Source organism: Actinotignum saccati (assembly GCF_051265055.1).
Lineage (GTDB): Bacteria > Actinomycetota > Actinomycetes > Actinomycetales > Actinomycetaceae > Actinotignum.
The window spans coordinates 1-25321 of the sequence record NZ_JBOZCC010000015.1; the positions used below are offsets into that span (position 1 = coordinate 1).

Annotated in this window: 22 protein-coding genes; 6 read left to right on the plus strand and 16 right to left on the minus strand. The window is 62.1% G+C overall.

Features of this window, described 5'->3' with window-relative positions:
* The 6 genes from ACRQEC_RS09220 to ACRQEC_RS09245 form a co-directional block, all read left to right on the plus strand.
* On the plus strand, positions 1-291 hold a 291-nt coding region (locus ACRQEC_RS09220), incomplete at its 5' end, for a hypothetical protein (RefSeq protein WP_435729936.1).
* A gap of 213 nt (positions 292-504) precedes the next feature.
* Complete coding sequence (locus tag ACRQEC_RS09225; RefSeq protein WP_284890127.1) at positions 505-1326, plus strand: Fic family protein; 822 nt, start codon at positions 505-507, stop codon at positions 1324-1326.
* 134 nt (positions 1327-1460) lie between these two features.
* Entirely contained in the window at positions 1461-2126 is a 666-nt protein-coding gene (locus ACRQEC_RS09230; RefSeq protein ID WP_284890126.1) for a TetR family transcriptional regulator, read from the plus strand.
* 12 nt (positions 2127-2138) lie between these two features.
* Positions 2139-3977 carry an ABC transporter ATP-binding protein gene (locus tag ACRQEC_RS09235; RefSeq protein WP_284890125.1) on the plus strand — a complete coding sequence of 613 codons (1839 nt, stop codon included), beginning with the start codon at positions 2139-2141 and terminating at the stop codon, positions 3975-3977.
* Positions 3971-5701: an ABC transporter ATP-binding protein gene (locus tag ACRQEC_RS09240; protein ID WP_284890124.1), complete on the plus strand. Its 1731-nt coding sequence runs from the start codon at positions 3971-3973 to the stop codon at positions 5699-5701. Before ACRQEC_RS09235 ends, ACRQEC_RS09240 begins: the two co-directional genes overlap by 7 nt.
* A 193-nt stretch (positions 5702-5894) precedes the next feature.
* Positions 5895-6260, plus strand: a complete 366-nt coding sequence (locus tag ACRQEC_RS09245) for an SdpI family protein (protein ID WP_284890123.1) — start codon at positions 5895-5897, stop codon at positions 6258-6260.
* Between the two features lie 32 nt (positions 6261-6292).
* Here the strand turns inward: ACRQEC_RS09245 and ACRQEC_RS09250 are convergent, their stop codons facing one another.
* The 16 genes from ACRQEC_RS09250 to codB form a co-directional block, all read right to left on the minus strand.
* Positions 6293-6850, minus strand: a complete 558-nt coding sequence (locus tag ACRQEC_RS09250; RefSeq protein WP_284890122.1) for a hypothetical protein — start codon at positions 6848-6850, stop codon at positions 6293-6295.
* Positions 6835-7407, minus strand: a complete 573-nt coding sequence (locus tag ACRQEC_RS09255) for a Panacea domain-containing protein (protein WP_284890120.1) — start codon at positions 7405-7407, stop codon at positions 6835-6837. The genes ACRQEC_RS09250 and ACRQEC_RS09255 overlap by 16 nt, the downstream gene beginning before the upstream one ends.
* Positions 7408-7475: 68 nt before the next feature.
* A complete protein-coding gene (locus ACRQEC_RS09260; protein WP_284890119.1) occupies positions 7476-7916 on the minus strand; it encodes a hypothetical protein in 441 nt (146 codons plus the stop codon).
* A 37-nt stretch (positions 7917-7953) separates the two neighbouring features.
* Positions 7954-8991: an HNH endonuclease gene (locus ACRQEC_RS09265; RefSeq protein WP_284890118.1), complete on the minus strand. Its 1038-nt coding sequence runs from the start codon at positions 8989-8991 to the stop codon at positions 7954-7956.
* 311 nt (positions 8992-9302) lie between these two features.
* On the minus strand, positions 9303-9962 hold the full coding sequence (locus tag ACRQEC_RS09270; RefSeq protein WP_284890117.1) for a hypothetical protein: 660 nt from the start codon (positions 9960-9962) through the stop codon (positions 9303-9305).
* A 2-nt stretch (positions 9963-9964) separates the two neighbouring features.
* Positions 9965-10576, minus strand: a complete 612-nt coding sequence (locus ACRQEC_RS09275; protein ID WP_284890116.1) for a hypothetical protein — start codon at positions 10574-10576, stop codon at positions 9965-9967.
* A complete protein-coding gene (locus ACRQEC_RS09280; protein ID WP_284890115.1) occupies positions 10569-11369 on the minus strand; it encodes an ABC transporter ATP-binding protein in 801 nt (266 codons plus the stop codon). Before ACRQEC_RS09280 ends, ACRQEC_RS09275 begins: the two co-directional genes overlap by 8 nt.
* Positions 11362-12450, minus strand: coding sequence for a FecCD family ABC transporter permease (locus tag ACRQEC_RS09285; protein ID WP_284890114.1), 1089 nt, complete (start codon positions 12448-12450; stop codon positions 11362-11364). The genes ACRQEC_RS09280 and ACRQEC_RS09285 overlap by 8 nt, the downstream gene beginning before the upstream one ends.
* 52 nt (positions 12451-12502) lie before the next feature.
* On the minus strand, positions 12503-13657 hold the full coding sequence (locus ACRQEC_RS09290) for an ABC transporter substrate-binding protein (protein WP_284890113.1): 1155 nt from the start codon (positions 13655-13657) through the stop codon (positions 12503-12505).
* A gap of 211 nt (positions 13658-13868) precedes the next feature.
* Positions 13869-14168 (minus strand): DUF4143 domain-containing protein, encoded by a 300-nt coding sequence (locus ACRQEC_RS09295; RefSeq protein ID WP_284890112.1) that lies wholly within the window; start codon positions 14166-14168, stop codon positions 13869-13871.
* Positions 14169-14456: 288 nt separating this feature from the next.
* Complete coding sequence (locus tag ACRQEC_RS09300; RefSeq protein ID WP_284890111.1) at positions 14457-16286, minus strand: ABC transporter ATP-binding protein; 1830 nt, start codon at positions 16284-16286, stop codon at positions 14457-14459.
* Positions 16279-18153: an ABC transporter ATP-binding protein gene (locus ACRQEC_RS09305; RefSeq protein WP_284890110.1), complete on the minus strand. Its 1875-nt coding sequence runs from the start codon at positions 18151-18153 to the stop codon at positions 16279-16281. Before ACRQEC_RS09305 ends, ACRQEC_RS09300 begins: the two co-directional genes overlap by 8 nt.
* Positions 18154-18330: 177 nt before the next feature.
* Positions 18331-20841, minus strand: coding sequence for a YhgE/Pip domain-containing protein (locus tag ACRQEC_RS09310; RefSeq protein WP_284890109.1), 2511 nt, complete (start codon positions 20839-20841; stop codon positions 18331-18333).
* Complete coding sequence (locus ACRQEC_RS09315; protein ID WP_284890108.1) at positions 20838-21638, minus strand: TetR/AcrR family transcriptional regulator; 801 nt, start codon at positions 21636-21638, stop codon at positions 20838-20840. The genes ACRQEC_RS09310 and ACRQEC_RS09315 overlap by 4 nt, the downstream gene beginning before the upstream one ends.
* 839 nt (positions 21639-22477) lie before the next feature.
* Positions 22478-23824 (minus strand): cytosine deaminase, encoded by a 1347-nt coding sequence (codA, locus tag ACRQEC_RS09320; RefSeq protein WP_284890107.1) that lies wholly within the window; start codon positions 23822-23824, stop codon positions 22478-22480.
* Positions 23825-23875: 51 nt separating this feature from the next.
* Complete coding sequence (gene codB, locus ACRQEC_RS09325) at positions 23876-25279, minus strand: cytosine permease (RefSeq protein ID WP_284890106.1); 1404 nt, start codon at positions 25277-25279, stop codon at positions 23876-23878.
* Between the last annotated feature and the right edge of the window lie 42 nt (positions 25280-25321).

Genomic DNA, 25321 nt, shown 5'->3' on the forward strand with positions numbered 1-25321 from the left:
GGTGATGGTCTCACTGATGGTGATGAGGTGACGGGCGTGAAGAATGGTGGCAAGCCGACTAACCCGAATAAGGCCGATACCGATGGTGACGGTATCAACGATGGTGACGAGATTAAGAACGGCACCGACCCGTTGAACCCGAACGACCCGGGTAAGGCTGCACCGAAGACCAAGAAGGTCAAGAAGGCCAAGGGCCTGACCGCGACCGGTGCCGACGTGGCATCGCTGGCTGTCTTCGCTCTGCTGGCCGCCGGTGCGGGTAGTGTGGCAATTCGCCGCCGCAAGAAGTAACGCAATGTTGCTGAGGTAGCTGAAAAGCTACTCACCAGCCGCGCGGCTGTGGAAGTTGCCAATGGGTGACGGAAGCAGTCGCGTGGCTAACGCAAAGGGGCCGCTCCTGAATTATCAGGGGCGGCCCCTTTGCGTGTGCTGTGCGTGGTCCTGCTATGCACTTGCTCGGCGTGTGGATGGGTGGCGCGCATGACGCTTGGATAGCATCGGGAGATGAGCGGTTACGAACCACCACTGCGCATAACACCTGTCTGCGACGCACTGGTCGGCCAGGCCTGCAATCTTGTTGAAAAACTGGAACGCCCGGGTGGCGACGGGAAATTCTGGCTGGATTCTTTGGGAGAGCTTGGGCAGCGTGAGAACCGCATTCGCGCAATCCACGCCACCCTCGCCGTTGAGGGGAATGCCTTGCCGCTGGAGACCGTTCGGGCCATTCTTGGTGGCGACCACGCCGTTGAGGGGACTGCTGAGGTTCTCGAGGTGCACAACGCCGGCCGCGCATATGACCTGCTCCCCGAACTTGATCCGATGTCGGCGCGGAATGTGCTGCGCGCGCACGGAACCATGATGAGAGGGCTGGTGCCGGAGAATGGACGATTCCGCTCTGGCGGTGTGGGCGTCTTTGCGGGGAATGTGGTTGTGCACGCGGCACCTCCGGCGGATCTGGTCCCGCAGCATATTTCAGATTTGCTCAGGTGGTACCAAGAGTCGAACTTGCACCCGCTTATTAAAAGCGCGGTCTTCCATTACGAATTTGAATTCATCCACCCTTTCGCTGACGGCAACGGGCGCACGGGCCGGCTCTGGCATTGCCTGCTTCTTGGGCAATGGAAGGAGCTCTTCTTCTGCCTTCCCGTGGAAGAATTCATCTGGTCACGCCAGCAGGATTATTACCGAGCTTTCGCGGTATCGGGTAAAGAAGGCGAAAGCTCAAGCTTTGTGGAGCTCATGCTGGAGGTAATCCGTGATTCTTTAGCCGAAGTCGATGTACTTGGTCGGTCGACCGACCAAGATACCGACCAAGATAGCGTCTAAGTTACCGACCAAGATAATGGTTCAAGTTACCAGTTACGGTAGCGCCGATTCCGATACTCCGAAATAGCCCTTGCCGCCCTGTCTCTGCCGGGCTATCCTTATCGCATAACAGTGTTATGTGAGGTGGGGTTGCGATGGTGGCACGTGGAAATAGCTCAACGCAGGAACGGATTCTTGCCGCGGCTTTGCGGAATTTTTCCGAGCACGGCTATGAAGCGGCCAGCTTGCGCGTGATTGCCAAAGAAGCCAATGTCACCACCGGTGCCCTCTACACCCACTTTGATAATAAACAAGCCTTGTTTGCGGCCCTTGTGGAGCCCTATTGCCAGGAATTACGCCAGCGGCACCGCGAAGGAATTATGCGCGGTCTGGCCCTCACGGAAAAGACACTCGGCGAAAAGTCGCGCTCGGAAGAACCGCGGCAGGGCGGTAGCAGTGCCGGTGAAGATATCGGTAGCAGTATCACGGAGTGGATGATCGATTACGTATATGACCACCTCACCGTATTTCAGCTAGTTCTGTGGGGATCCGCCGGAACTCCTTATCAGAGCTTCGTAGCTGACCTAGCCGAATACGAAGCCCGCCTATATATCGAGCTCGGCCCGGAAGATGCAGTATGGCCGGCCTTTGCGCAGGTCATGTGCGAAACCGGCTGGTACGGCTTTTTCGGTGCCCTCAGGCAAGGCCTCAACCGTGAGAACGCCAAAAAATACCTGGGCTTACTCCAAAGCTTCCGGGAAGCTGGATGGCAGAGCCTCCTGGAAGATCCGGTGCCTTCCGGCACGCATGCGCTCGGGTAGAAAGAAGATCCCATGTCTCACCATCAAGGGAATAACACAGCGCGCACCCGCGAAGCGAGTACCTGGCAGTTGGTCGCACCCGTGCGCACATCAATGCTCGTCTCCTTCATTATTGCCGGCATCGGATCCGGCGCTTCGGTCATTCCGTATATCGCATTAGTTGGCCTGGCTGATGACTGGCTCGGCGGCCGCGGCACGGCACGTATCTGGTGGTGGTTAGGGCTCACCCTGGTGGGCTTGCTGGTACACCACATCTGTTACAACTGGGCAGTTGGTATCACCCATATCAGCGAAGCAGGGCTGCGGCATCGGCTGCGCCGTCGTATCGTCACTCACTTAGGCGCTCTGCCTTTGGGGCGGGTGCGGCGGCTGGGCCCTGGTGAAATCCGCAAAATCGTGGTTGATGACACCAGCGCCATCCATACCCTGGTTGCCCATGCTAGCGCCGAACTCGCCAGCGCGCTTGTGGCGCCGCTAGTGGGCGGCATTTACCTGTGCGTGCTCGACTGGCGGCTCGCGCTCCTCCTGGGCGGAGTCTTTATTGTTGCCGTTGGTCTGGCCATGGGGATTGCTTTCCGTGGCGGGGATCAAGCGGTTAAAGATTACGACGTCGCCCAACGGAAACTCGCGGAAGCGACCGTGGAGCTTGTTGATGGCATAAAAGAAATCAAAAACTACCAACTCCCCGCCACCGGAGTCGGCGGGCGCTTCACCACGGCGCGGGAAGAAAATTCCGACGCCTCCTTCCGCTGGCTGGCCGGGGCTGGTAAAGGAATCGCAGTGGTATCCGCATTGAGCCAGCCGGGCGTGATCCTCGCGTGGAGCGCCCCGCTCATCTGCTGGTTCGTGTGGAACGGCTGGATCACGCCCGCGAGCAGCCTGGCGTTCTTCACCATTTGGCTCGGGTTGCCCGCGGGCTTGGGGCAACTTATGACGCTCACCCAGAACCTGCAAGGCTCGCTGCGGGCCGGGGAAGATACAGCAGCGCTGCTGGCAGAAAAACCTCAGGAAGTAGGGGATTACCAGGTTCCTGCTCCGGCAGTGCGCGCTACGGATTCGGCCACTAAGGATGCGGCCACTAAGGATGCGGCCGTTACAGATTCGGCCACCCCGTCGGCTTCCGCCCCGGAACTGCGCTTTCAGAATGTGTCCTTCGGATATGCGCCGGGCCGCCCGGTCCTGCACGATATTAGTTTCACCCTCCCGCCCGGAACCCTAACCGCGGTGGTCGGACCCTCTGGAGCGGGGAAAACGACCATCGGTGCGCTCGCGGCACGTTTTTGGGATCCGGGAAGTGGCTGCATTACCCTCGGTGGGCACGACCTGCGCGAATACAGCCGTGCGGGGCTTTACAGCCAAGTGGGCACAGTATTTCAAGATGTGTCCCTAGCCTCGGTGAGCGTGCGGGACAACCTTCTGCTCGGCAACCGGGAGGCTACCGATGCACAGATACAGGAAGCGGTGGCCCGCGCGCATATCGCTGAGCGTATTGAGGCGCTCCCGGCCGGGTATGACACGATCCTGGGGGAGGCCGCTGTGCTTTCCGGCGGTGAAGCGCAGCGTCTGAGTATCGCCCGTACACTGCTGGCGGATCCGCCGCTCCTTATTCTGGATGAAGCGAGCGCACACCAAGATACTCATACCGCACAGGCTCTGCACCAGGTCATCGCGGCGCGGCGTGGGCATAGCTCTACTTTGATGATTGCCCACCGGCTAAGCGGACTCGCGCAAGCCGACCAGATTCTGGTGATTGCGGACGGGCGTATCGTACAATCCGGCCGCCACGAAGAACTCGCGGACACCGCGGGTCTGTACCGCGACATGCTGAAAGAGCAGGGAATCCCATGCTGAAAATGCTCACGGCGATGCGCACCGTACTACACGTGCGCCAAATAAAAATCTTGATAGGGGCCTACACTGCGGCCGCGGTGGCCCAGGGCATCACCTTAGCGATGCTCATCGGGTTCCTCCGGGCACTGCTCACCGAAGGCGGCGCTGGCGGCGGTGCCGGAGTTTCCGATGGCATTGTAGATGGCGGCGGTGCCGGCGTAGGCGCGGTCGGCGGCGCGCCGGCCGATGGACAGCTATCCTCCTGGCTCATTGCGATATGCATCAGCGGCGCCATCACATTTTTCCTCTACGTGGTCACGATGAGCTGGTCCTACCGGGTGAGCGTGTACGCGATCTGCGACGAGCTCATGAAGAAAATCGGCGCGGCGGTAGTGCGCCTCCCGGTCGGGTGGTTTACACCGTCCCGCCGCACCGCGGTCATAAATGCCACGTCGAAAGACGTTAACACCCTCTCCCACCTGGCTTCCCTGGTCTTCCCCGCGGTGATCTCAGGGGTGGTGGTTCCCTTCGTTATGGCCGTGGTGGTCACGGTGGTCGAGTGGCGCCTCGGGGTGGTCCTCGCGGCGGCCAGTATCGGATTATGGTTTATCTGGGGATGGATGCACAGGGCGGTGCGCGAAGCCCAAGCCAGCGAAGCCCAGCTCTCACGCCGGGTAGCCGGGCGGATTATAGAATTCGCGAAACTCCAGCAAGTCCTGCGCGGCAGCGGGCAAACCCAATGGCCGCCCCTGGATGAGGCGCTCGCGGCCGAGTCCACCGGAATCCTGCGGACGCTGCGCAGCCAAAGCTGCCCGGCCTCCGCGTTCCTCCTGCTGGTCGAGCTGGCTTTCGCCGTATGCCTGGGCTGGGGCGGAGCCCTGGTGGTTGGTGGCGGCCTGGACTTCCTGAGCTTCTTGGCCATCGCCGTCGTTCTCACCCGTATTAATCTGCCGCTCTCGCAATCAGTCTTATATTCCACTGCGCTCACGGATTCCATGCAAGCCCTCAAGCGGGTGCGCGAAATTATCGCGGCCGCAGAGGAACAGCCCGATATCTCGACTGTCGCCGAGCCCGCGAACGCGGATTCTGGCGCGCTCGCGGATAGCACCATCGAATTTTCCGGGGTGACCTTCGGCTACGATCCGCGCTACCCCGTGCTGCGTGATCTCAACTTGAAAGCCCCGGCAGGTAAAGTGACCGCTTTGGTTGGCCCCTCCGGGGTAGGGAAAACCACCGCACTGGCACTGGTCGCCGGTTTTTGGCAGCCACAGAGCGGAACCATCACGCTCGGCGGGCGCGATATTCGCGCATGCCAACCCATGCGCCACATCGCAATGGTGTTCCAGGATGTCTACCTCTTCAGCGGATCCATCCGGGAAAACCTAACGCTGGCCAAGCCGGATGCCACGGAGGAAGAAATCCTCGCCGCGGTAAGCCAGGCCGGACTGGATCCGGTTATCGAGCGGCTACCCGCCGGCCTGGACACCCAGGTGGGCCCGGGCGGTAATGCGCTTTCCGGTGGGGAGAAACAACGCGTTGCCATCGCCCGAGCTTTCCTCAAGGACAGCCCGATCCTCCTTCTCGACGAAATCACCTCCGCGCTGGACAGCATCACCGAGGCCGTCATCGGCGAAGCAATACGACGCCTCGCCACGGGCCGTACTGTGCTCATGGTTGCTCATCGCCCCTCCACAATCGCGTGGGCGGACCAAGTGATCGATTTTTCGCAGCTCATGGCACGCTGAACTTGGACGTTTTTGGCAGCGCAGCGTGCCCAGGGGAGTCAACCTGGCGGAATTGCCGACAGGTTCTATCTGGCACTAATTTGATGTGGGTACTGGTACGACGACGCTACCACTCAGTAAACTGGCACCTGGAAAAACACCGTTCACCGAGAAGATCACCACCAGCAACGAAGCTGGCAGATGGGAGAGGCTAATGACCTGGCAGATCGCGGTAGTCATAGTGGTGACCTTGTGGGGCTCTGCGCTGGTTAGTGGCTGGCTTGCCTACGCCTCGCGCAAAAAGACCCTCAAGCTTAACGAACTCATCGGGTACCGCACCGAAATCATCATGACGAACCAGGAAACGTGGCAGGAAGCGCACGCCGCAGCCTGGCCGTGGACCGCCGCCGCCACAGCATGCCTGGTCCTCAGCGGTTTCGCGGTATTCCTCCCGGTTTCCGATGGGGTGCTCGCTGCGATCATCATCCTCAGCATGGTGGTGCTGCTCGCCTGCGTATTTGCCGGTGCACGCCGTGCCCAGAAGGTTGCAAAACAGATTCTTTGCGAGCAAGAGCAGTGAAGGAGACGGGTAATCGGCTTCGGTCGCTTTCCCTAGGGTAAGAAATGAGTGATGGCTTCGCGTGCAGCACTAATTGTCTTGTACATCGGGAAGGTGGAAGCCTGGCTGCTGTGGAGTGAGGTGAAACCATACTCGCGCTGGTAGTAATTGGCGACGGATTTTACCTGTGTTTGCAGGATGATATAACGTACACCGATGATCTCGCTTACCGCTGCAGCCTTGGAAAATACGTGTGCCATGAGCAAGGGGCCCAGCGAGCTTTTTCCTGCATAATCCGCGTGGAGAGCGAATTTACCTAGCAGTAAAGCAGGGTGGTGATCGTAAGCCGCCAATAGGCTGCCGTTCTCAGGGAAATGATATCGATCTCGCTTCAAGACGCTCGTAGTAGGGACGTTTGTGCTGGTAAGCGCGAAATATCCGAGCGGCTCGCTCGAGTTCTCTTGGCAAAGCACCCACACCACGCAGGTATCCTCTTCCTGGAGTTTGCGGGCTTTGTCGCGGAGCCACCTTCCGAGCGAGTCGTTGTCTTTTCCTGTAATGAAAGAATCGAGGAAAATATCTTCGTTCAGGCGAGTCAGATGGAAAGACATCCCAAATCCCGAAGTTTCTCAAAAAACGAAGCCGGCGTTGGGGTTTCTTCGAAGGGGAAAGGATCGTAGATGATCTTGCGATCCGGCAGCGCAAAATCAGGACTCTTTTTCGTGACGAAGTAATCGATAATCTCGAAGGTTGACAGTGCCGCGCGCTTTGCTCCATGTGGGCGAGACTGCCATGCCTCGATCCATGGTTCCTCCTGCTGTGTAGCGCGGGTCAGTTCCTCAGGAGTCATGTCACCATACCGATCCCAGACTGCCTTCAGAATATCGCTGGTGTAGAGATCGAACTCCTTGGTTTCCTCTTCCCAAGCGGCGTGGACTTCTTTGAGAAGCTTTTGATCCACAGTTGCGCTGCAAGCAGACGCGGTGAGGAGATCGCTTACAACGGGACCGTTCACCATTGCGTAGAAGGCATCATCGAAGAGGGCTTCGCCTGTTTGATAGCCGTACCAACCAAAAGCATAGAAGCACAGCTTTTGCAGTTTGGGCGCGGACAAGCTTCCGGATGCTGAATGGGAAACAAAAAACTGGGCTACGTCAAAAACGCTCATGGGGAGACCTCCTGCCCCATCATTCTGGCATAAGACAGGTGGCTTGTATGCAGTCAGAAGCATTGAAATTATCCTTTCGTTAGTTGGCCGGCGCGCTGGTACGAGACCCCGAGAATGGCGCCGATATCGCGCAGAGTTAGGCCGTTTTCTTTAAGCTCGAGTGCAATGCTGCGTGTTTGTGCCGCAGCCTGCCGGGTGAGTTCTTCCGCCTCGTGGCGGAGGCGGTATGTTTCTGCAATTCGGATATCGAAACCTTCGGGGAGGATGATATCGATGGACGTATCGAAACTATCGGCCGCGAGTCCAGTTTGAGATGCGATAGCGCTCCGGATTACCTCTTCAGCCTGATCGAGCTTCGGGCATTCTGAAACATGATCGACCGCATGGCATTCCAGGTGCCACTGTTTACCGGTACGTTCGGCGCTTGCTTTGAATACGGGGCGATTCATGTTTTCTTCTTTCTTGTAGGTGGTAGGAAAAATTCTAGCCCGGCTTGAAATGGTAGTCAAGCCAGGCTAGAAAAGATCCTCGTTTTACGAGTGGATTTTAAAAGGGAGTGCAGTCTTTCCTCCATAGGAGCGTTGCCGTCGCAGCATCGTACTGTAACCAGCCGATATCAAAGGCGCGGTGATGGTTCCGGCACAGTAGCAATCCATTGTCGCTGGAGTCGGGTGAATCCAGGTGCTTGGGAACAATATGTGCGGCTTCGAGAATCTCCGGCCGGTCCATTCCGCATACCTCACAGGTCTTTCTCGTTTCCAGCAGCTTTTTCCGGAACCGTTGTTGTGCGGGGCGTTCCCGCACCCAGCGTAGGATCTTTTCGCTGATCTCAGTGACATCAAACTCCGATTCGACGATGTCATCACCATGCTCATTGAGCCATTCTTCTACTGGATCGTTAACGGAATAATGCGACTGTTCAAGCTCCGGTCTTTCTGTAGATGAGCGAGCTACTGGGGTATTGCCGAGCCACTTCCCGAGGTATTTCCACAGATACGGGTTATGCCATTGCGCGCGCCGCTTGCGGTACCCGATTACCGAGTGCATGTAACCGAATTGTTCGACGACGCCAGTACTTAGCAGCGGTGAATCGAGCAGGAAATCAAAGCTTTCGAAGTCTTCGCTATATAAGAAAAGCGCTTCGGACTTATAGGGAACTTCGCCGTATTCGAATTCAAAGTATTCCTCGTTCTGGCGCTCTTCCAGTTCCTTTGCGAATTCAGTTTCGATGTCCCCATTAATGCGAAGGGAAACCCTCCAACTCTGGAGCTGTCCCTCGGAATTGAATACTGTGAGTAGCTGTTCCTCCATTCCGGCGGATGCCACGAATCCCATGCGTGCACCACCTCGTTTAGGAAGTGCACTTACCGCAAGATTCTGAATGGGGCCGTTATACCCACCTGTTAATTCCAGATATGCGCAGAGAATCCCCATTGCTTTGGGGAAATCTGGATACGTCATAAATGTTTCAAAAGCTTGTTGTGAGGTAGCGCCGCCGTTGTCGCGAGGCTTCGCACCGTTGAATCGTTCGCGGTGAGTCTGTGTATCTTTGGCAATGAGTTCGGCATATTCGGAAGCCAGCAAGGGATCCTCCTCGATCTTCTGGGCGGGTGCGCCGTTTCCTCTGGTTGCTTCAATATTAGCGACCTCGTGCGTGCGAGGTTCCGGGATCTTCTCCGAGGATAGAAAAGGTGGGCACGCGAAATCTCGCGCGCCCACCCGATTGCGTTCTCGACTAAGAGCCGCGCTCGCGTACAGCCAACGCTGCACGCCCCGGCACCGGCAGCGCCGGCAGCACCGCGTCACCGGCCGCCCGGGTCGCGCCGGCCGCCCGGGTCGCCCCGGCCACGCCGAAGCCCGCGCCGAAGTCCGCGGCACCGCCCTGCGCGCCAGCGCTAATCCCCGAGCCACTCCAGCATGCGGTAGAGCAACTGGGTGGCGCCCGGCATGAAGCCGGCTCCGTGATGGTAGGTCGCGTCCATCGTGGAAACCACCAGCTCGGCCGGGAAAGTCACATTATCGTGGTAGAGCAGCATATTCGGGTGATCGGGAAGCGCCAAATAATGGCCGCCCCAGGGATCCACGCCCGGCCCGGTCTGCTCCACCTGCGTGAGCACCACCAGCGCCGTCGCCCCCGCCGGAGGCGCGAGCACCCCGTGATAATGCCAGTGGACGGCCTCATCGGAAAGATACTCCCAGAGCGGGTGATCAGTGTTCACCGAGCGCCGCCCCAGATCCTCGCCGGTACGCCAGGACCAGAAATTCGTGCCGCGCGGAGTCTCAGACGTGCCCGGCAGCCAACTATCCACCTGGTTAATACCATCGATAAATACTTTTTTACCGGCCTGCCCCAGGAAATCCAGCACCTGGCCGTGCTTCGCGGCCACCACACCCGGGTGATTACGCGCCGCCAGATAGACGGCGTCGAACTCCGAAAAATCTCCCGAATAATCCGGCCAGTACACGGGGGTGACCGGGCGTGCCCGCACCGCCGGATCCTTGACGGTCGCGAGGTGGAAAAACGAACCGGTATGCACAAATGCTATTTTCTTCATCGCTACTTCTCCAGGTACTCGGTGATGGCGCGGCGTAGCCCGGCGGCGGAGGTCCCCGGGAAAGCGAAACCGCTGAGATCATTACCGTTATGGACGATCACTTCGCCTGCTCCCAGCCGGTAGCTGACGTCCACCGGCAGCTTACCCGGGCCGATCCCCGTGATCACCCGGGCGCCTTCGGGCAGGTCAGCGAGGAAAGAACGCGCGTAAAAACCGGCCACCCCGATCTCGCGTAATTCCTCGAAAGAATGCTGGCCGGGCACGCCGGTGCGCAGCAGCATATCGCGCCGTTCCACGCCCTCCCAGATCGGATGCGGCTCCACCGCGCTCAGCCACACATCATCGAGCCCGTGAAATTCCATTTTTCGGTGGCTCGGCAGCCCATCCACCCAGCGCCGCATCGGCAATCCATTGGCCAGCAGTTTTCCGCCCGCGCGCACCCACGCGCTCAGGCGCTCGCGCTGAGTTTCCAAGAAAAGCTGATCGGCGCCCATCGACACCACAATTCCGCGGTAATCGGCCAGCTGGGTGCCGGGCAGCTCGTAGGTATCAATAAGATCAGGTGGCGTGCTCGCATCGCGCACCAAATTCATAATCGTGAGGATATTACCCATCGTGGTCCTTTCTTTGCGAGGGTGGTGTGGAAGCGGAAGGGGCGGCGTCGTCGTTCGCACTAAAATCCGGTACGACGACGCACTGCGAGCCACGATCAACCGGAACATCACGGACCCGAATCGGAGTGCGATAAAGGGTGCTCAGCCGTGCTTCGGTGAGTTGGCGCGCGGTTTCGCCGATGGAGAGGTCGTCGGCATCCATGACGAGGGTGGTGCGCGAGGTGAGGAAGGCATGCGCCGGGTCGTGCGTGGTCATAATAATGGCCAGGCCCTCGGCCGCGAGCGTGCGAATAATTGTGAGGACGCGGCGCTGATTGCGCAGGTCCAGGGCGGATGTCGGCTCGTCCAAAATGAGGGTGCTCGGGGTGGCGACCAGCGCGCGGGCAATGAGCGTGAGCTGGCGTTGCCCGCCGGAGAGTTCGGCGTAGGTGGCCCCGCCCAAATGCGCGATGCCCACCCGTTCGAGCGCCTCCCAGGCGGCCTCGCTATCGGCAGCCGAGGGGCTGGCGAAAACTCGCATGGTGCGGGCCCGGCCCATGAGGACCATGTCATGCACGGTGAACTGGTGGTTTGCCGCGTGGGATTGCGGCACGTAGCCGATGGGCCCGTCGGAATGGACGGTGCCTTCCACCGGGGTGCGCACCCCGGCCAAGCAGGTCAGCAGGGTAGTTTTCCCGCGCGCATTCGGCCCGAGCACGGTCAGTACTTCGCCGGGGCGGGCCTCCAGCTCCACTCCGCGGAACAGCCACGGGCCGCCGCGATAGTGATGCCCAAGATTATTTGCTTTAAGCAAGAGCCCGCCCCTTCCGCGCGCGCCGAATAAGCAGCCCAATAAATACCGGGGCGCCGATGGTGGCGGTCAAAATCCCTACCGGAATTTCCACCGAGGTCGCATTGCGCGCAATCGTGTCAATAATAAGGAGATACATCCCTCCCATGAGGAAGGATTCCGGGATAACCACGCGATTATCGTGCCCCACCAGCAGGCGCACCAGATGCGGAATCACCAGGCCTACCCAGCCAATAATGCCTGCGGCGGCCACCGAAGCCGCGGTAAGAAGGGCGACGGCGAAAATGCACACCCAGCGCATCGCACTCGGATTAATACCGAGCGCCCGGGCATCCTCATCACCCAGCGAGAGCACATTAATACGCCAGCGCAGTGCCACCACCACGATCAACCCGATAATAACGGGAATAATAATAGTGGTGACTTTTGCCCACGATGCCGCAGCTAGCGAGCCCATAAGCCAGAAAGTAATCGAGGGGAGTTTACTGTACGGGTCGGCCACGTAGGTCATGAGGGAAACCATGGCATTAAAGAACGCGGAAACGACCACTCCGGCCAGCACGATGGTGAGGGTGGCCGAATGGGAGCGAATCCGCCCGATAAGCATCACGCAGACCACCGCGGAGAGCCCGAATACGAAGGTGGATCCCATGAGAATAAAACTCGAAGTACCCACGAGGATCGCCAGCACCCCACCGAAGGCCGCCGCGGAAGAAACCCCCACAATATCGGGGGAGACCAGCGGATTACGGAACAGGGACTGGAGCACCGCGCCGGAAACAGCCAGGCACCCACCGAGCACCACGGCAAGAATGACCCGCGGGGCCCGAATTTGGTTAATGGCCACCAGCGCGGAGCGATCTACATCATCCGGACTCGAGAAGAGGATGCGCACCACGTCCGGAGCGCTAATGGAGAGCTGGCCCATGCCCATCGCCACCACCATCGCGCCGAGCAGCGCGATGGTGGTGATGAGCAGCACCGCGAAAGCCGCGGTGCGGCGCCGGGCGATGGTACTTGCGGCTGTGGTTGGCGCGCTGGCCGCGGGTGCGGGGGCGGTAGCCCCCGCCGTCGTCGTACTCATCGTTCCCGGCGCTGCACCGGACGCACCGGCCGCGGTCGCTGAATCTGCGGATTTAGCGAACAACGTCATAATTAGCGCTGCCGGCATTAATATCGGTGCGCAGGACCAGATCGATATCTTCGTCGGTGAGATCGTAGTTGTAGACCCACTTCGTCTTCTCGCGCATGAGCGCGGGCATATCGACCTTAAATTCGCCCGGGTAGGCGAGGGCCGCCACGTAATTCCAGTACAGCGGGGATTCCGCGCAGGGAACCTGCCAGCGGTACACGCCCAGCGGGGCGCGGTAGACGCGCTTATTCTTAATAGCACTTACTTCGGCCAGGCGCGGATCGTTATAAAGATCGTCGGGCACGGCCTTATCGAAAGCGGAAAGGAAAATAATTTCTGGATCCCAGGCCAGGATCTGCTCCGGGGAAACGATGCCATCCTGCACCACATCCGAGGTGGCCATATTCTGAATTCCGGCCACGTCAAAAACGTGCTGCCCGTAGCTCTTTTCCGTATTCGCGGACATTTTCTCCGCCGAGTAGCTCAGCTGCAGCCCGCGCGGCTTGGGCTTGCCCAGCGCTGCGACCTGCTTGGATATAGATTCCTGTTCGCTGTGCATATAGTCGATAAGCTGCGCGGCGCGATCTTCCTTGCCGAGGATCTCACCGAAAAGCTTGATCCAGGTTTCCAGATTTTCCTGGGTGCCGTACTTGAGCCCGAGCACCGGAATGCCGGCCGACTCAATCGGGGTAATAAGATCCTCGCTGCGGTCACCCCACTGAATAAATACGTCCGGATCCTGCGCCAGAATAGTTTCCATATTTGGGGTGAACTGCCGATCCGCGATCACCGGGGTGGTCACCGACGCCGGGAAAATCTTCGAAATAATGCCCTGCTTATTGGCGACCAGCAGTGACTCATTAATACCAACAATGCGGTCCCAGGAGCCGTCCACCGCGGCAATAATGGTGGGCGCGGGGATCACCGCGGAGGCAATTTTTTGCACCGGGCGCGTGACTTCCACCTGGTGGCCGCGCTGATCGGTCACGGTGATGGGGCCGCTTGCGGCATCGCCCGTGGCGGGGGAGGCCGACGACGCAGCTGCGCTGGCGCTACTCGAGCTGGTAGGTGATTCGGTAGAGGTGGAAGATGCGGAACAGCTCGCCAGTAACCCGGCGCAGAGCGCGCTCAGGGCAACGGTCATGACACGGCGTTTCACCAATGCTCCTTCGTTAGCGGCCGGGGCGTGAAACCGGCTCCCGACCTAGTGGTTAGGTGGCCCTAACTTTATGGACTGGAGTGCGGGGTGTCAACCGTTATGTGGCGTGAAAATCCTTGTAAATGCTTGAAAATCCGGGGGTGGGTATGAGTATGCGCAGGGTTGGCTCGGCGTGGTGGGTTGGCGCTACTGCCGGCGCAGCGGGCCGGCGTTACTGGCCCAGTGCGCTGAGCGGGAAAGTGATAACGCCGTCGCCCGCAGGTCCTGTTATTCCCGTCCCGGTAATGACGGCAAGGAAAGCAGGTTCGCCGCGTTCGGGTGTAATTTGGGTGACCGCTTTTTTGAGACTGTGTGCGCCCTGGGTGATCTGCCCGCCCCCGAGCTTGACTTCGATGCCCGCCCACACGCCTCCCGGGAATTCCAGCACCGCATCGATTTCATGGCCGTAGGAATCGCGATAATGCCGCACGTGCCCGCCCAGGGTCTCGGCGAAAACGCTGAGATCGTGCACAACCGCTTACGTTGCAAAATGTAGAGTCCTTACGTTGCATTTTGTAGGCTTCCTACGTTGCAAAATGTAGGCCAGTTACGTTGCAAAATGTAGGATTGGGCCCGCCGGGCGTCCTGAAACGCACCGGCGGGCCCGCGATATGCACGCGAAGAGCGGCACTCCGCCGCCGAAGCGGCACTCCGCCGTCGAAACGGCGCTATTTCGCCGAGGTGGCGGCATTTAGCCGAAACGGCGCTACCTTGTCGCGGCAGCAGTCCGCTAGGCCGGCGTTACTCCGCTGAAGCGGCACTAATCCGCCGCAGCCCCCAGCTGCCAGCCGGCCGCGCGCCGTCGATCTTCCCAGAACTTCCGGTACAGCCCGCCGTTTGCCAACAGCTCGGCGTGCGTACCCACTTCGCGTACCGTACCGCCCGCGTCGAGCACCACGATCTGGTCCGCACCCTGCACCGTCTCCAGCTTGTGGGCAATCACCAGCACCGTTGCCTCCTGGCGCAGCTGCTGAATGCAGGCGCGGATAGCTGCGGTATTTTCCGGGTCGAGGGCCGAGGTGGCCTCATCGAAAAGCACGATAGGAGCGTGCTTGAGCAGGGCCCGCGCGATGGAAACCCGCTGGCGTTCCCCACCCGATAGCATCCCGCCGCGTTCACCCACCGGGCTCTCCCAGCCGCCCGGCAACCGCGCGGCAATATCGCTCACGCCGGCCATATCCGCGGCCGCCCGCACTTCGGCGTCCGTGGCGCCCTCGCGTCCCACCCGAATATTCGCTTCGAGGGTGTCGTCGTATAGATAAACATCCTGGAACACCATGGACAACTGCGCCATGAGCTGCGCCGTCGTTTGATCACGGACATCCACGCCACCGATCTTCACGCTGCCGCCGTCCACGTCCCAGAACCGGCACATGAGCCGGAACAGGGTGGATTTGCCGGCCCCGGAGGGCCCCACAATCGCGGTAAGGGTGCCGGGGCGGGCCGTGAAACTCACGCCGTTCAGCACCGGGGTATCCGCGCGGTACCCGAAACGAACGTCGCGGAGGGCAACTTCGCCGGGCGTAGGAAGGGCGACGTCGCTAGCGGGCTCGCTCGGGACAGGTGCATCGAGCACCTCGCGCATGGAGTCGAGCGGGGTGCGAGCCACCTCGGTCGCCATCACGAAGGACGTGAAATCCTCCAGATTCCGCATGAAACGCAGCGCCACCCCGAGGAAAGCGAGGGTAGCCGCCGGGTTGAGCAGCCCGCCGGTGCACAGGTGCACCGCCAGCGCGATCAGGCTGACCACCAGCAGCTGCGCGCCCACCCCGGAGAGCAGATTCGCTCCGATGCCCAGCCACAGCGAACGGCGCTGGGCGGCGAGGTTCGCGTTCACTGCGGTGTGGAGCGGCGCGAACGTGGCGGCCTGGCCGGTGGCCCGCAGGATCGGCTGGCACCGGGCGTATTCCACGATCCGGTCGGCCAGATCGCTTTCGGTGGCACTGGTGGCCAGCTCGGAGCGGCGTCGTAAAATCCGGGCCGCGGCGGCCAGCGCGCACAGCAGCGGGAACGCAACCGTGAGGGCGAGCCCCAGCTGCCACTGCCAGATCCACATCCCCACCAGCAGCACCAGCGCGGCGGTGGCGTTGCGGATAATCGGCGTGGTGAAATGGGCGATGCCCTGGCCGATGGCCATAAGGCCGTCGGTGACCAGGCGCGAGAGGGTGCCGGCCCAGCCCGAGCGGAACCAGCCCAGCGGCAGGCGGGAAAGCTGGTCGCCCAGCAGGCTGAGGCTGTGGCGGATCACGTCCATGGCGGCGGTGTAGGCCATGACCGCCTGAACGTAGGCGGTGAGCAGGCCGGCCACCGCGAGTCCGGCAAGCACGCTAATCCAGCCGCCCACGCCGAGCCCGAGGGTCGGGGTGCCGGTGGACCAGGTCAGCGCCAGGGGTACCACGGTGAGGAGCGCGAGCCCTTCGATCATCCCGGAGAGGATAACCAGCACGATTGAGCGGCGGTAGTAGCCGTGGCCTTTCTCGGTGAGGACCGAGCCGTAGGCGTGCACGAGGAGCGGGTCGGAAAAACGCCCGGTGTGCGTGTGGCCGCCGTACGTGATGGGGGAGTTCTTAGGCATCTTCGCGTTAGGCATCTTCGCGTCCTTCCATGAGCCGCACCCAGAAGGGATGCGTGGCTACCTCGTCCGGGGTACCCAGGGCGGAAATCCGCCCCTGTTCCAAAATGCACACCTGATCCACCCCGAGCACCGATTCGGCGTGATGCGCGATGACGAGCACGGTGCGCCCGGCCACCAAACGGTTGAGGGCGCTTTGGATTTCCGCCTCGCATTGGGGATCGGTGGCCACGGTCGCCTCATCCAAAATAAGCAGATCGGCATCGGCCAGCAGCGCCCGCGCGATGGCTAGGCGCTGGTTTTGGCCCCCGGACATCGTGGTATCTTCCCCGAGCACCGTGTCCAGGCCCTTGGGGAGGGCGCAGATATCTTCCCAAATATTGGCGGCGCGGGCCGCCTGCTCGATGGCGTCGTCGTCGGCATTGGGGCGCGCGAGGCGAATGTTATCGCGCACGGACATGCGCAGCATTTGCGCGTCTTGGAGCACGAAAGCGACCCGCGCGTAGAGGTCTTTTTCGGGGAAGGTGCGCAGGTCGCGCCCGTCGAGGAGCACCCGCCCGCTATCCGGATCGCGGAAGCGCGCGAGCATGGTCGCCAGCGTGGATTTGCCCGAACCGGAGGGGCCGAGCAGCGCGGTCACGGTGCCGCGGCGCAGGGTGAGGGAGACGCCGTCGAGCGCCTGGATGGTTTGCCCGGCGCGCGGATAGGAGTAGCTCACGTTCTCGAAAACAACGTGTTCGGGTACGACGCCGCCCGCGGTTTCCCCGGTGCGCGCGTCCGCGGGGGCTGCGGGTGTTTCGGACGGGGCCTCGAGCTGCGGCAACTGCTCCACGCTCGTTACCTCGATAATGCGCAGCGCCGAATTCCCGGCCAGCTGGTAGGACCACATGCTGGTGGAGAGGGTGTCGAAGGTGAGCGGCACGATGAGACCGATGAGGGAGCAGGCGATGACCTCGGGGAGGGTGGCGCCGCCGGCGGCCAGGATGAGCGAGCCGAGCCCCATATTGACGAGCAGCACCACCGGCGCGGAAATGAAGGACATCGCCAGGGCGGAGCCTTTGAGCAGCGGCCCGCACCAGTCCCAGTAGAAATTCCCGAAATCATCGGCGGCGCGCGCGAAGGCGCGGTGCGCGTGGCCGACTTTCCCGAAGCTTTTGACCACCTGGATGCCTTCCACGAATTCCACCCCGCGCGCGGCGAGGTAGCCGAGCCGGTCGTCCATCTCCGCGGTCTTTTCGCCCATATCGCGCATCATGAACATCTGCGCCGCGAAATAGAAGGGCAGCGGGATGATGGTGAGGAGCCCCAGGCGCCAATTCACGGTAAAAGCAAAAATAACGAGGGCGAGCGGGGTGGCTACCGCGGCCGTGGTTTCCACCGGGGCGTGCGCCACCAGGGTGTGCAGCGTGGTGGTATCGGCCTGGATCGCTTTGCGGATCTGTCCGGAGCGCGCCCGGGAGAACCACGAGAGCGGCGCGCGTGAAATCTGCGCGATAATGCGCTCTTGCAGCAGCCCGCGCAGTTTGAGATCCGCGAAATGCGTGATGGTGAGTGCCAGGAAGTAGAGGAGCAGCTGGGCACAAAAAGCCCCGGCAAGTAGTTTCACATTCCAGCTGAGCGCCGCGGTATCTATCGGCGTTCCCGCGCGCCAGGCCGGCAGCAGAATATCGCCGATGCGCACCAGCGCAATAAACGGCGCCACGGCCACGAGCGAGGAGCACACCGCCACGAAGCGGCCGAGCGCCAGGCGCGGGGCAATCGGCGCCATGAGTTCTTTGAGGGCGCGCTGTCCTTGCGCGCGTTTTTCTTTATACGTATCGACACGCGTGGCGACGCCGCCGTTCGGGGCGGTGCCGGCATCTGCGTGGGTGAGTTGAGCCGTCATCCCATTCCTCCGCGAACAGTAGGAGAGGTGCCCCGCGGGCGATCCGCGGAGCACCTCCATATTAGGCTTCCCTTACTTCGTGGTAAATAGGACTCAGAAATTGCGGTGCGGGCCTGGCGCGCGCTTCCGCGTTTTGCCGTACCGTAGCGTTTTACCGCGCCGCGGCGCTCCCACGCTTTACCGCGCCGCGGCGGGTGCCTCCTCATTTTTTGGTACGACGCCGCTGCTACCGGCTTTCGCCTCGCGGGGCCGGGACGCGCCGGCGTGGCCATCGCGCCGTATTTTGATGATGGCGGCGAGGACGGTGGCCAGCACCGAAGCGGCGAACCATATCCCGAGCGCTCCGGCGTAGGTGGCGGTGTCGATGGGGCCACCGGCAATCGCGGCACGCAGGGCGTTGACCGTGTGGGTGACGGGCAGCAGCGGGTGGACAGCCTGGAAGAAGCCCGGCGCGGTTTCCACCGGGTAGATGCCGCCGGCCGCGCCCAGCTGGATCACGATCATGAGAAGCGCGATGAAACGACCCGGGGCGTCGAAAAGCGCAATGAGTGCCTGGTTGATCGCGATATACACAATCGAGGAGGTGACGCAGATGGCCAGGGTGGCGCCCGGGTTAATGAGATCCACATTCCCGAAGGCGTGGAGTATCCCGACCAGCAGGCCCGCCTGCACGATTCCCATGAGCGCCCCGCTAGCAACCGAACCGAGCCCGAGCCGCAGCCCGGATACGCGCGCCGCTGCGAGACGGCGCGAGAGAGGTGGCTTCATGAGATAGAGGCCGATAGCGCCCACCCACATCGCCAGCGCGATGAAGTAGCAGGCGACTGCTGCACCGAAATCGCCGACGGGATGGGCGCGGGTGGTGCTCAATTCCACCGGGGTGGCCCCCACCTGCTGCATCGTTTCTGATTCGCTCGGGGTGTAGACCGGGATTTTCTCCGCACCTTCGGAGAGTTTCACTTCCAGGGTGGCGGCGCCTTCGCGCAGGGTGTGCAGGCCATCGCGCAGGGTCTCCTGGTTGGTCGCGAGGGCGCTGGCGCCGCTGCTTACCTGGGTGGCCCCGCTGTGGGCGGCGCGTGCTCCGGCGGCGAGGTCGGGGGTGCGGGCGGCCAGTTCGCCGCTTCCGGTAGCGAGGAGCGCGGTGCCTTCCGCCAGCTCGGTGGCGCCGGTGGCAGCGCGGTTGCTCCCGGAGGCGAGGATATCGAGCTGGCTCGCAAATTCCGTGGTGGCGGCGAGGGCTTGCTGGCCTCCCGCGGCGGCGCGCTGCGCACCTGCGGCCAGCTGGGCGGCACCGTCCTTGAGCTGTTCCGCGCCGGCGCTCGCGGCTTGCGCCCCGCTGGCAAGCGCGCTCAACCCGCCGCTTTCGGCGCCTGTGCTAGGCGTGCCGCTCGCTCCGGTGGCGGTGCCCGCGCCGGATCCGCCCGCCGTTCCGCTTTCCTCGCCTACGAGGGCGGCGATTCCGCCCTGGAGCTGGGTGGATCCTTCAAGAAGCTGCGCGGTGCCGGCCTGGGCCTCGGCGAGTTTCGACTTGACCACCTCTGGCGGCAGCACATCGTACATTGCGATGAGGGTGCTCAGTCCATCGTTGAGGCTGCCGAGCCCGCCGCTGAGCTTCTCCGCTCCGGTGCCCAGCTGCTGCGCTCCGGCAAGGGCGCGGTTGGCACCCTCCGCCAGCGCGGCATTACCTTCCGCTACTTTCTGGCTGCCCGCCGCCACATCTTGGCTGGCGGCCGCCAAGGTATCCAGGCCCGCGGCGCTGCGCTCCGCACCATCTCGGAGCTGGCCGGCCGCCAGGCTCGCGGCGCTGGCCCCACTGGCTACCTGGGACACTCCTTCGCTGAGGGTGCTGGCCCCGCCCGCGGCGTCGCCTGCTCCGGCCGCAAGCTGAGCTGCGCCGTCGTTCATACGCCCCGCACCGGAAGCCAACGTTTCCGTTCCGCTGGCGAGGCTCCCGGCACCCTCGGCAAGTTCGCCGGCGCCCTCCGCGAGTTGGGTCGCGCCGCCGGCCGCGTCACGCAGCCCGGCGCCTAGCTCTCCGGCCCCGCCCGCCGCGGCGCTCAGCTGCTCGCTTAGCGTCCCGAAGGAGAGGTAGATGCCATCGAGGTACTCGGCCGACACCTTCTCCGAAACCGCCGCGGTGGCGGTGGAGGCGATGACGCGTCCCACGTTGCCGACAATATAGTTGAGGGCGTCGTCGGTGACGAAGGAGAGCCGGGCGCGGGTGGCGGCTTCTGGGCCGCGCGCCACGGAAGTGGCATCGCTGGAAAACGACGCGGGAATGCTCAGCACCGCGTAAATATCGCCGTTAGCCAGTTTCTGCTGGGCCTCCGCGGCGGAGTATTCCTGCCACTGGAAATTTTGGCGTTCCTCGGTTTCCAGGAGCTTGGTGGTGATGCTCGCGCCCAGGTTCACCTCGGAGCCGTTCAGCTGCGTGCCGCGATCCTCGTTCACAATCGCGGCCGGGATCTCATTGAGGTTGCCGAGCGGGTCATCGTAGGCGCCGGTGAGAATCAGCGCGTAGATCATCGGGATAATGGCGAGCCCGAACATAATAATCGCGGGGCGGATGCGCTCCCGCCAGCTGCGGGCGGGGGACGGTTGCGCGGCTGGCGCGGTCTGCCCGGTTTCTGTGGCGACGCTCGCTGTCGTCGTATCCGGCTGCGCGGCGGTGTTTCGTGATTCGCTCATGAGTGTTCTCCATAGGCGGCGCGGGTAAAACTGCCCACTTCGGTGGCGAGGCGGGGGAGATCTTCGGGGTCGGCGGGTTCCTCGGTCATCCAGTGGAGCACGCGCCAGAGCAGGCCGGCCGCCACCATGGAGGCGAAGTCCATCTCCGCTTTCGAGGGTGGGGGATAGGTGCCGTTCTCACGGGCGGGCATGCTTGATTTGGCGGGCGCAGGTGCGGGCGTGCCGTCACCCGAAGTTCGTTTTTCGTGTGCCGGCGTGCCGAACATGACGCGGCCGCGGGCGCGAATGGCCGGGGCGCTGAGCAGGCGATCGCGAATCGCCGCGATAATCGGGGCTGCGCTGCCGAGGGCCGCGGAGCTGGTGAGGGTCGCGACAATAAGATGGCGGTGCTCCAGCAGAGTGGTGAGCATGGGGAGCAGCACCTGCCGCTGCACGTCGAGCGACGGTTCTTCCGAGGTCGGCACCGGGGTGGCATCGAAAATTGCGCGGAGCCGTGTAAGAACGACGGCGCTCACCAGCTGCCTAATACCAGAAAAATGTTGGTAGAAAGTGGGGCGGGTAACCCCGGCTTCGCGGGTGATCCAGGAGATAGTGAGATCGTCAATCGCCGCACCGCTATCAATGAGCGCGCCGGCGGCGTGCACTAGCGCATCGTAGGAGCGTCGGGCCCGCGGATCGTTTGCGGCGGGGCCGAGGTTATCGTGTTGGATTGCGGCCGGGCCGAGGGTGCTGTGCTGGTTTGCGTTCGGCATTCCGCTCGTTCCGCCGTTGGGATCGTCTGTGTGTACCTCTCTCATGCCGCCTAATTTACACATGTAAAATAGGCGGCGCAAGGGGAGGCGGGGTGGTATGTGTTGTCTGAGCTGTAGTGCAGATGTCGTACATGCGAAGTACATCTCGGAAAAACACGCCCGCACCGGCTGGCGCGGGATTAGTGGAATGAGTCAGATTCAAGATTCAAGGCTGCAAAGTGGGCATTCTAGACAACGCATCTCGCGTAGTGGGCGTAAGAGACGCGAAATCATTCCGAAACGGTGCTCTTACGCCCACTTTGTTTTCAGTATCGCGCTGGATTGGGTCCGGGCAGCCAGATGCCAGATCAGCTCCGGGTGGTGACTAGCCACCAGGCCCGCGATGCAGAGACAAAGTGGTACTGGAGAACAGTGGGCCTGACAGAGTGGTACTCCACGACAGAAGATCGGGTCTTGGCTGTAGCTCCAGTACCACTTTGTAAGCCGACGTGATTGAGAGCGATCAGTGTCACCGCTGGCATCACAAAAAGCAACGCCCTGCCGCGGTAGCAAATAGAAAGCAACGTCCCAACCCGAATGGGAACAAAAAGCAACGTCCCAACCCGAATGGGCACAAAAAGCAACGTCCCGACAGGGAGTCTTTTCAGAATGCAACGCCTTGACGCGAGAGCTCACAGAAAGCAACGCCAGTGCACGATTTGGAAAAGTTAATGTAGCTGTGGTTGCTTTTTGTGAGTCGACGGTCGGCGGCTGTCGCTCGCAGGCTGCCCATCGGCTTAAATTCACCGAACCCCCGGCCTGTCACTCGGCCGAGGGTCCGGGAGAAAAAGGCTCGCGCCGCCGCCCCGCCGCGCCCGCGCCGCGCGCGGCGCACAACCAACCGCCTACAAATACCAGGCGCGCTCCGGCTCACTCGATTCGAAAAGCAGCTCGCCGCGCCGGTAGGACGCCAGCACCGGGGCGTGGAAAGCGAGGGCCTCCCGCCAGGACTGCGCCCCCAGCACGATGAAGTTCGCGGGATTACCCACCTTGATGCCGTAATCGGGCAGGTGGAGGGTGCGCGCTCCGTTATGGGTGATGAAGCGATACGAATTGTCGATCTGCGAAGCCCCCATCATCTGGGTTACGTACAGCCCGATGAGCGTCACGTCGCGCAGCGAGCCCGTGCCCAGCGGATTCCACGGATCGACGATATCGTCCTGCCCGAAGGACACGTTGATCCCGGCTTCCGTCAGCTCCTTGACCCGGGTCACCCCGCGGCGCTTCGGATAGGTATCCGTGCGCCCCTGCAGGTGGGTATTGACCATCGGATTGGATACAAAATTGATTCCGCTCATCTTGAGCAGTCGCAGCAGCCGAATGAAATAGGCATTGTTATACGAATGCATCGCCGTGGTATGCGAGGCCGTGACCTTCTCCCCGATACCCGCCTCGTAGGCCCGAGTTGCCAGGGTTTCCAGGCCGCGCGAAGCGCCGTCGTCGATCTCATCGCAATGCACGTCCATGAGGAGGTTGAATTCCTGCGCGAGTCCCACCGCGTAATTCAGCGAGCTCACCGAGTATTCGCGCGTGAATTCGTAATGCGGGATGGCGCCGATGGCGTCCACGCCCAGCTCGGCGGCGGTGCGCAGCAGTTCGCGCCCGTGCGGGTAGGATTCGATGCCTTCCTGCGGGAAAGCCACCAGTTGCAAGGTGACGCGGTCGCGCAGCTCCTCGCGCAGTTCGAGTAGGGCGCGCAGCGCGGTGAGATTCGGGTCGTTGACATCCACGTGGGAGCGGATGTACTGGATCCCGAAACGTACCTGCTGGCGGATCGCCCGCATGGCGCGCTCCTTGACGTCCTCCACCGTGAGCTTCGCTTTGCGTTGCGACCAAATTTCGATGCCCTCGAAGAGGGTGCCCGATTCGTTGGGGTGCGGATCGCCTTCGGTCATCGTGGTGTCCAGGTGCACGTGGGATTCCACGATGGGCGGCAGGGCCAGGCGCCCGCCAAAGTCACGGACGGTGGCGCCCGGCGCGTGGCTCGGCTGCGCCGTCGTACCGGAAACGGCGGCGCCAGAAACGGGGGCGGGCGAACCGGCGGCACGCGAACCGGCGCCGGCGGGACTTGCCGCGGAACCGGCAATCGGCCCGGCGGGCGTGATAGCGGTAATGATGCCGTCGGTCACGGTGATATCGGAGAGGTGCTCAGCGTTTTCGATGCGCAGATTCCGGAAAACCTGGGTGCTCACGGGTGCTCCTTTCGAGTGCGTGCGATACGTTACAGTGCGGCGCGCGGGCGCTTACTTCATTTTTGCGACGACGCCGCGGCCAGCGAAGAACACGGCCAGCGTGGCCACGATAGCGTTGAGCGAGGCAATCCCCACCGGGATGGTCCAGCCCACCAGCGCCCCGGCCGCCACCGCGATCACCGCGGGCCAAGCCACCGCGCGGGTCGCCGAGGTATTCGAGGTGTCCGCGGCGGAGATCTGCCCGGTTTCCACGGCTTCCACGATGGCCTGGTAGGCGCGGCGGTTGGCGAAGTAGTCGGCCACCAGCACGGTGCCAATCGGGGGCAGGGTGGCGTTGAGGAAGCTCAGCCAGCCCACGAAGTTGTCGTAGAGCCACAGCGCGCACAGGGTGCCGAGGATGCCGGCGATGATGACCAGCGGCTTCTTGGGGCGCTTCGTCATATTCGCGAAGCCCAGGCCGGTGGTGTAGAGGGCGTTGTTATTCGTGGTCCAAATATTCGCGCCCAGCACGATGAGGGCGGGGATGGCCAGGCCCTGGGCGATCATGACGTAGAAAATATCGTCCTTGCCGGTGAAGGCCCCGCCCACCGCGCCGAAGGAGAACATGAGGGTATTGCCCAGCAGGAAGGCGATGACCGTGGTGATAACCGCGGATTTCGCGGAGCCGGCGAAGCGGGTGAAGTTCGGGGTGGCCGAGCCGCCCGAGATAAACGAGCCGACCACCAGGCCAACTCCCACCATGACCGGCATGCCGCTGGTATTCGCGAAGATGCGGGTGAGGCCGCCGCCGTCCACCGTGGCGGTCACCATCGAGTAGGTGCCCAGCCCCGCGATAAGCGGCACGGAGATGAAGGACACGATTTCGATGGCCTTGATGCCGTAGTAGGCGGAGGCGGTCATGAGGCCGCCGGCGATAAGCACAATCGGCCAGGGGCTGATATTGAGGATTTCCGCGGTCGGGATGGCGAACATGGCCACGCCCACGCCAAACCAGCCCATCTGGGTGAAGGCGATAAGGAAGGAGGGGAGGAAGGAACCGAAGCGGCCGAAGGAGTGGCGGGCAAGTTCGTCCACGCCCATCCCGGTTTTCGCGCCCACGTAGGCCAGCGCCCCGGTGAAGGTGGCCAGGATCGCACCGCCGATGGAGACCGCGGCGACGAAGCCGCCCAGGTCTAGGCCGATGCCGAGCTTCGCTCCGACGGACATAGACGCGGAGAAGAAAGTGAAGCCGAGCATAACAAAGCCGACGGCCCAAAAGGAACGTCGGCTTGAAGTGGGAACAACTCCGAATGAGAAATCCTCGTCCGGCCGGTTGTTAACTCCTGCGGAATCAGGAATACCGGAAAGGCCGGGATTATCGGGAATTCCGGAGCTGGTGGGAATGGTGAGATTCCCATCGATGGGGTGATCAATCGATTGAGTGGCGGTCGGGATTTTCGTTTCCGTCACGGACATGAGTGAGTGTGCCTCCGAATTTTCCTGAGCCTGCCTGATTTT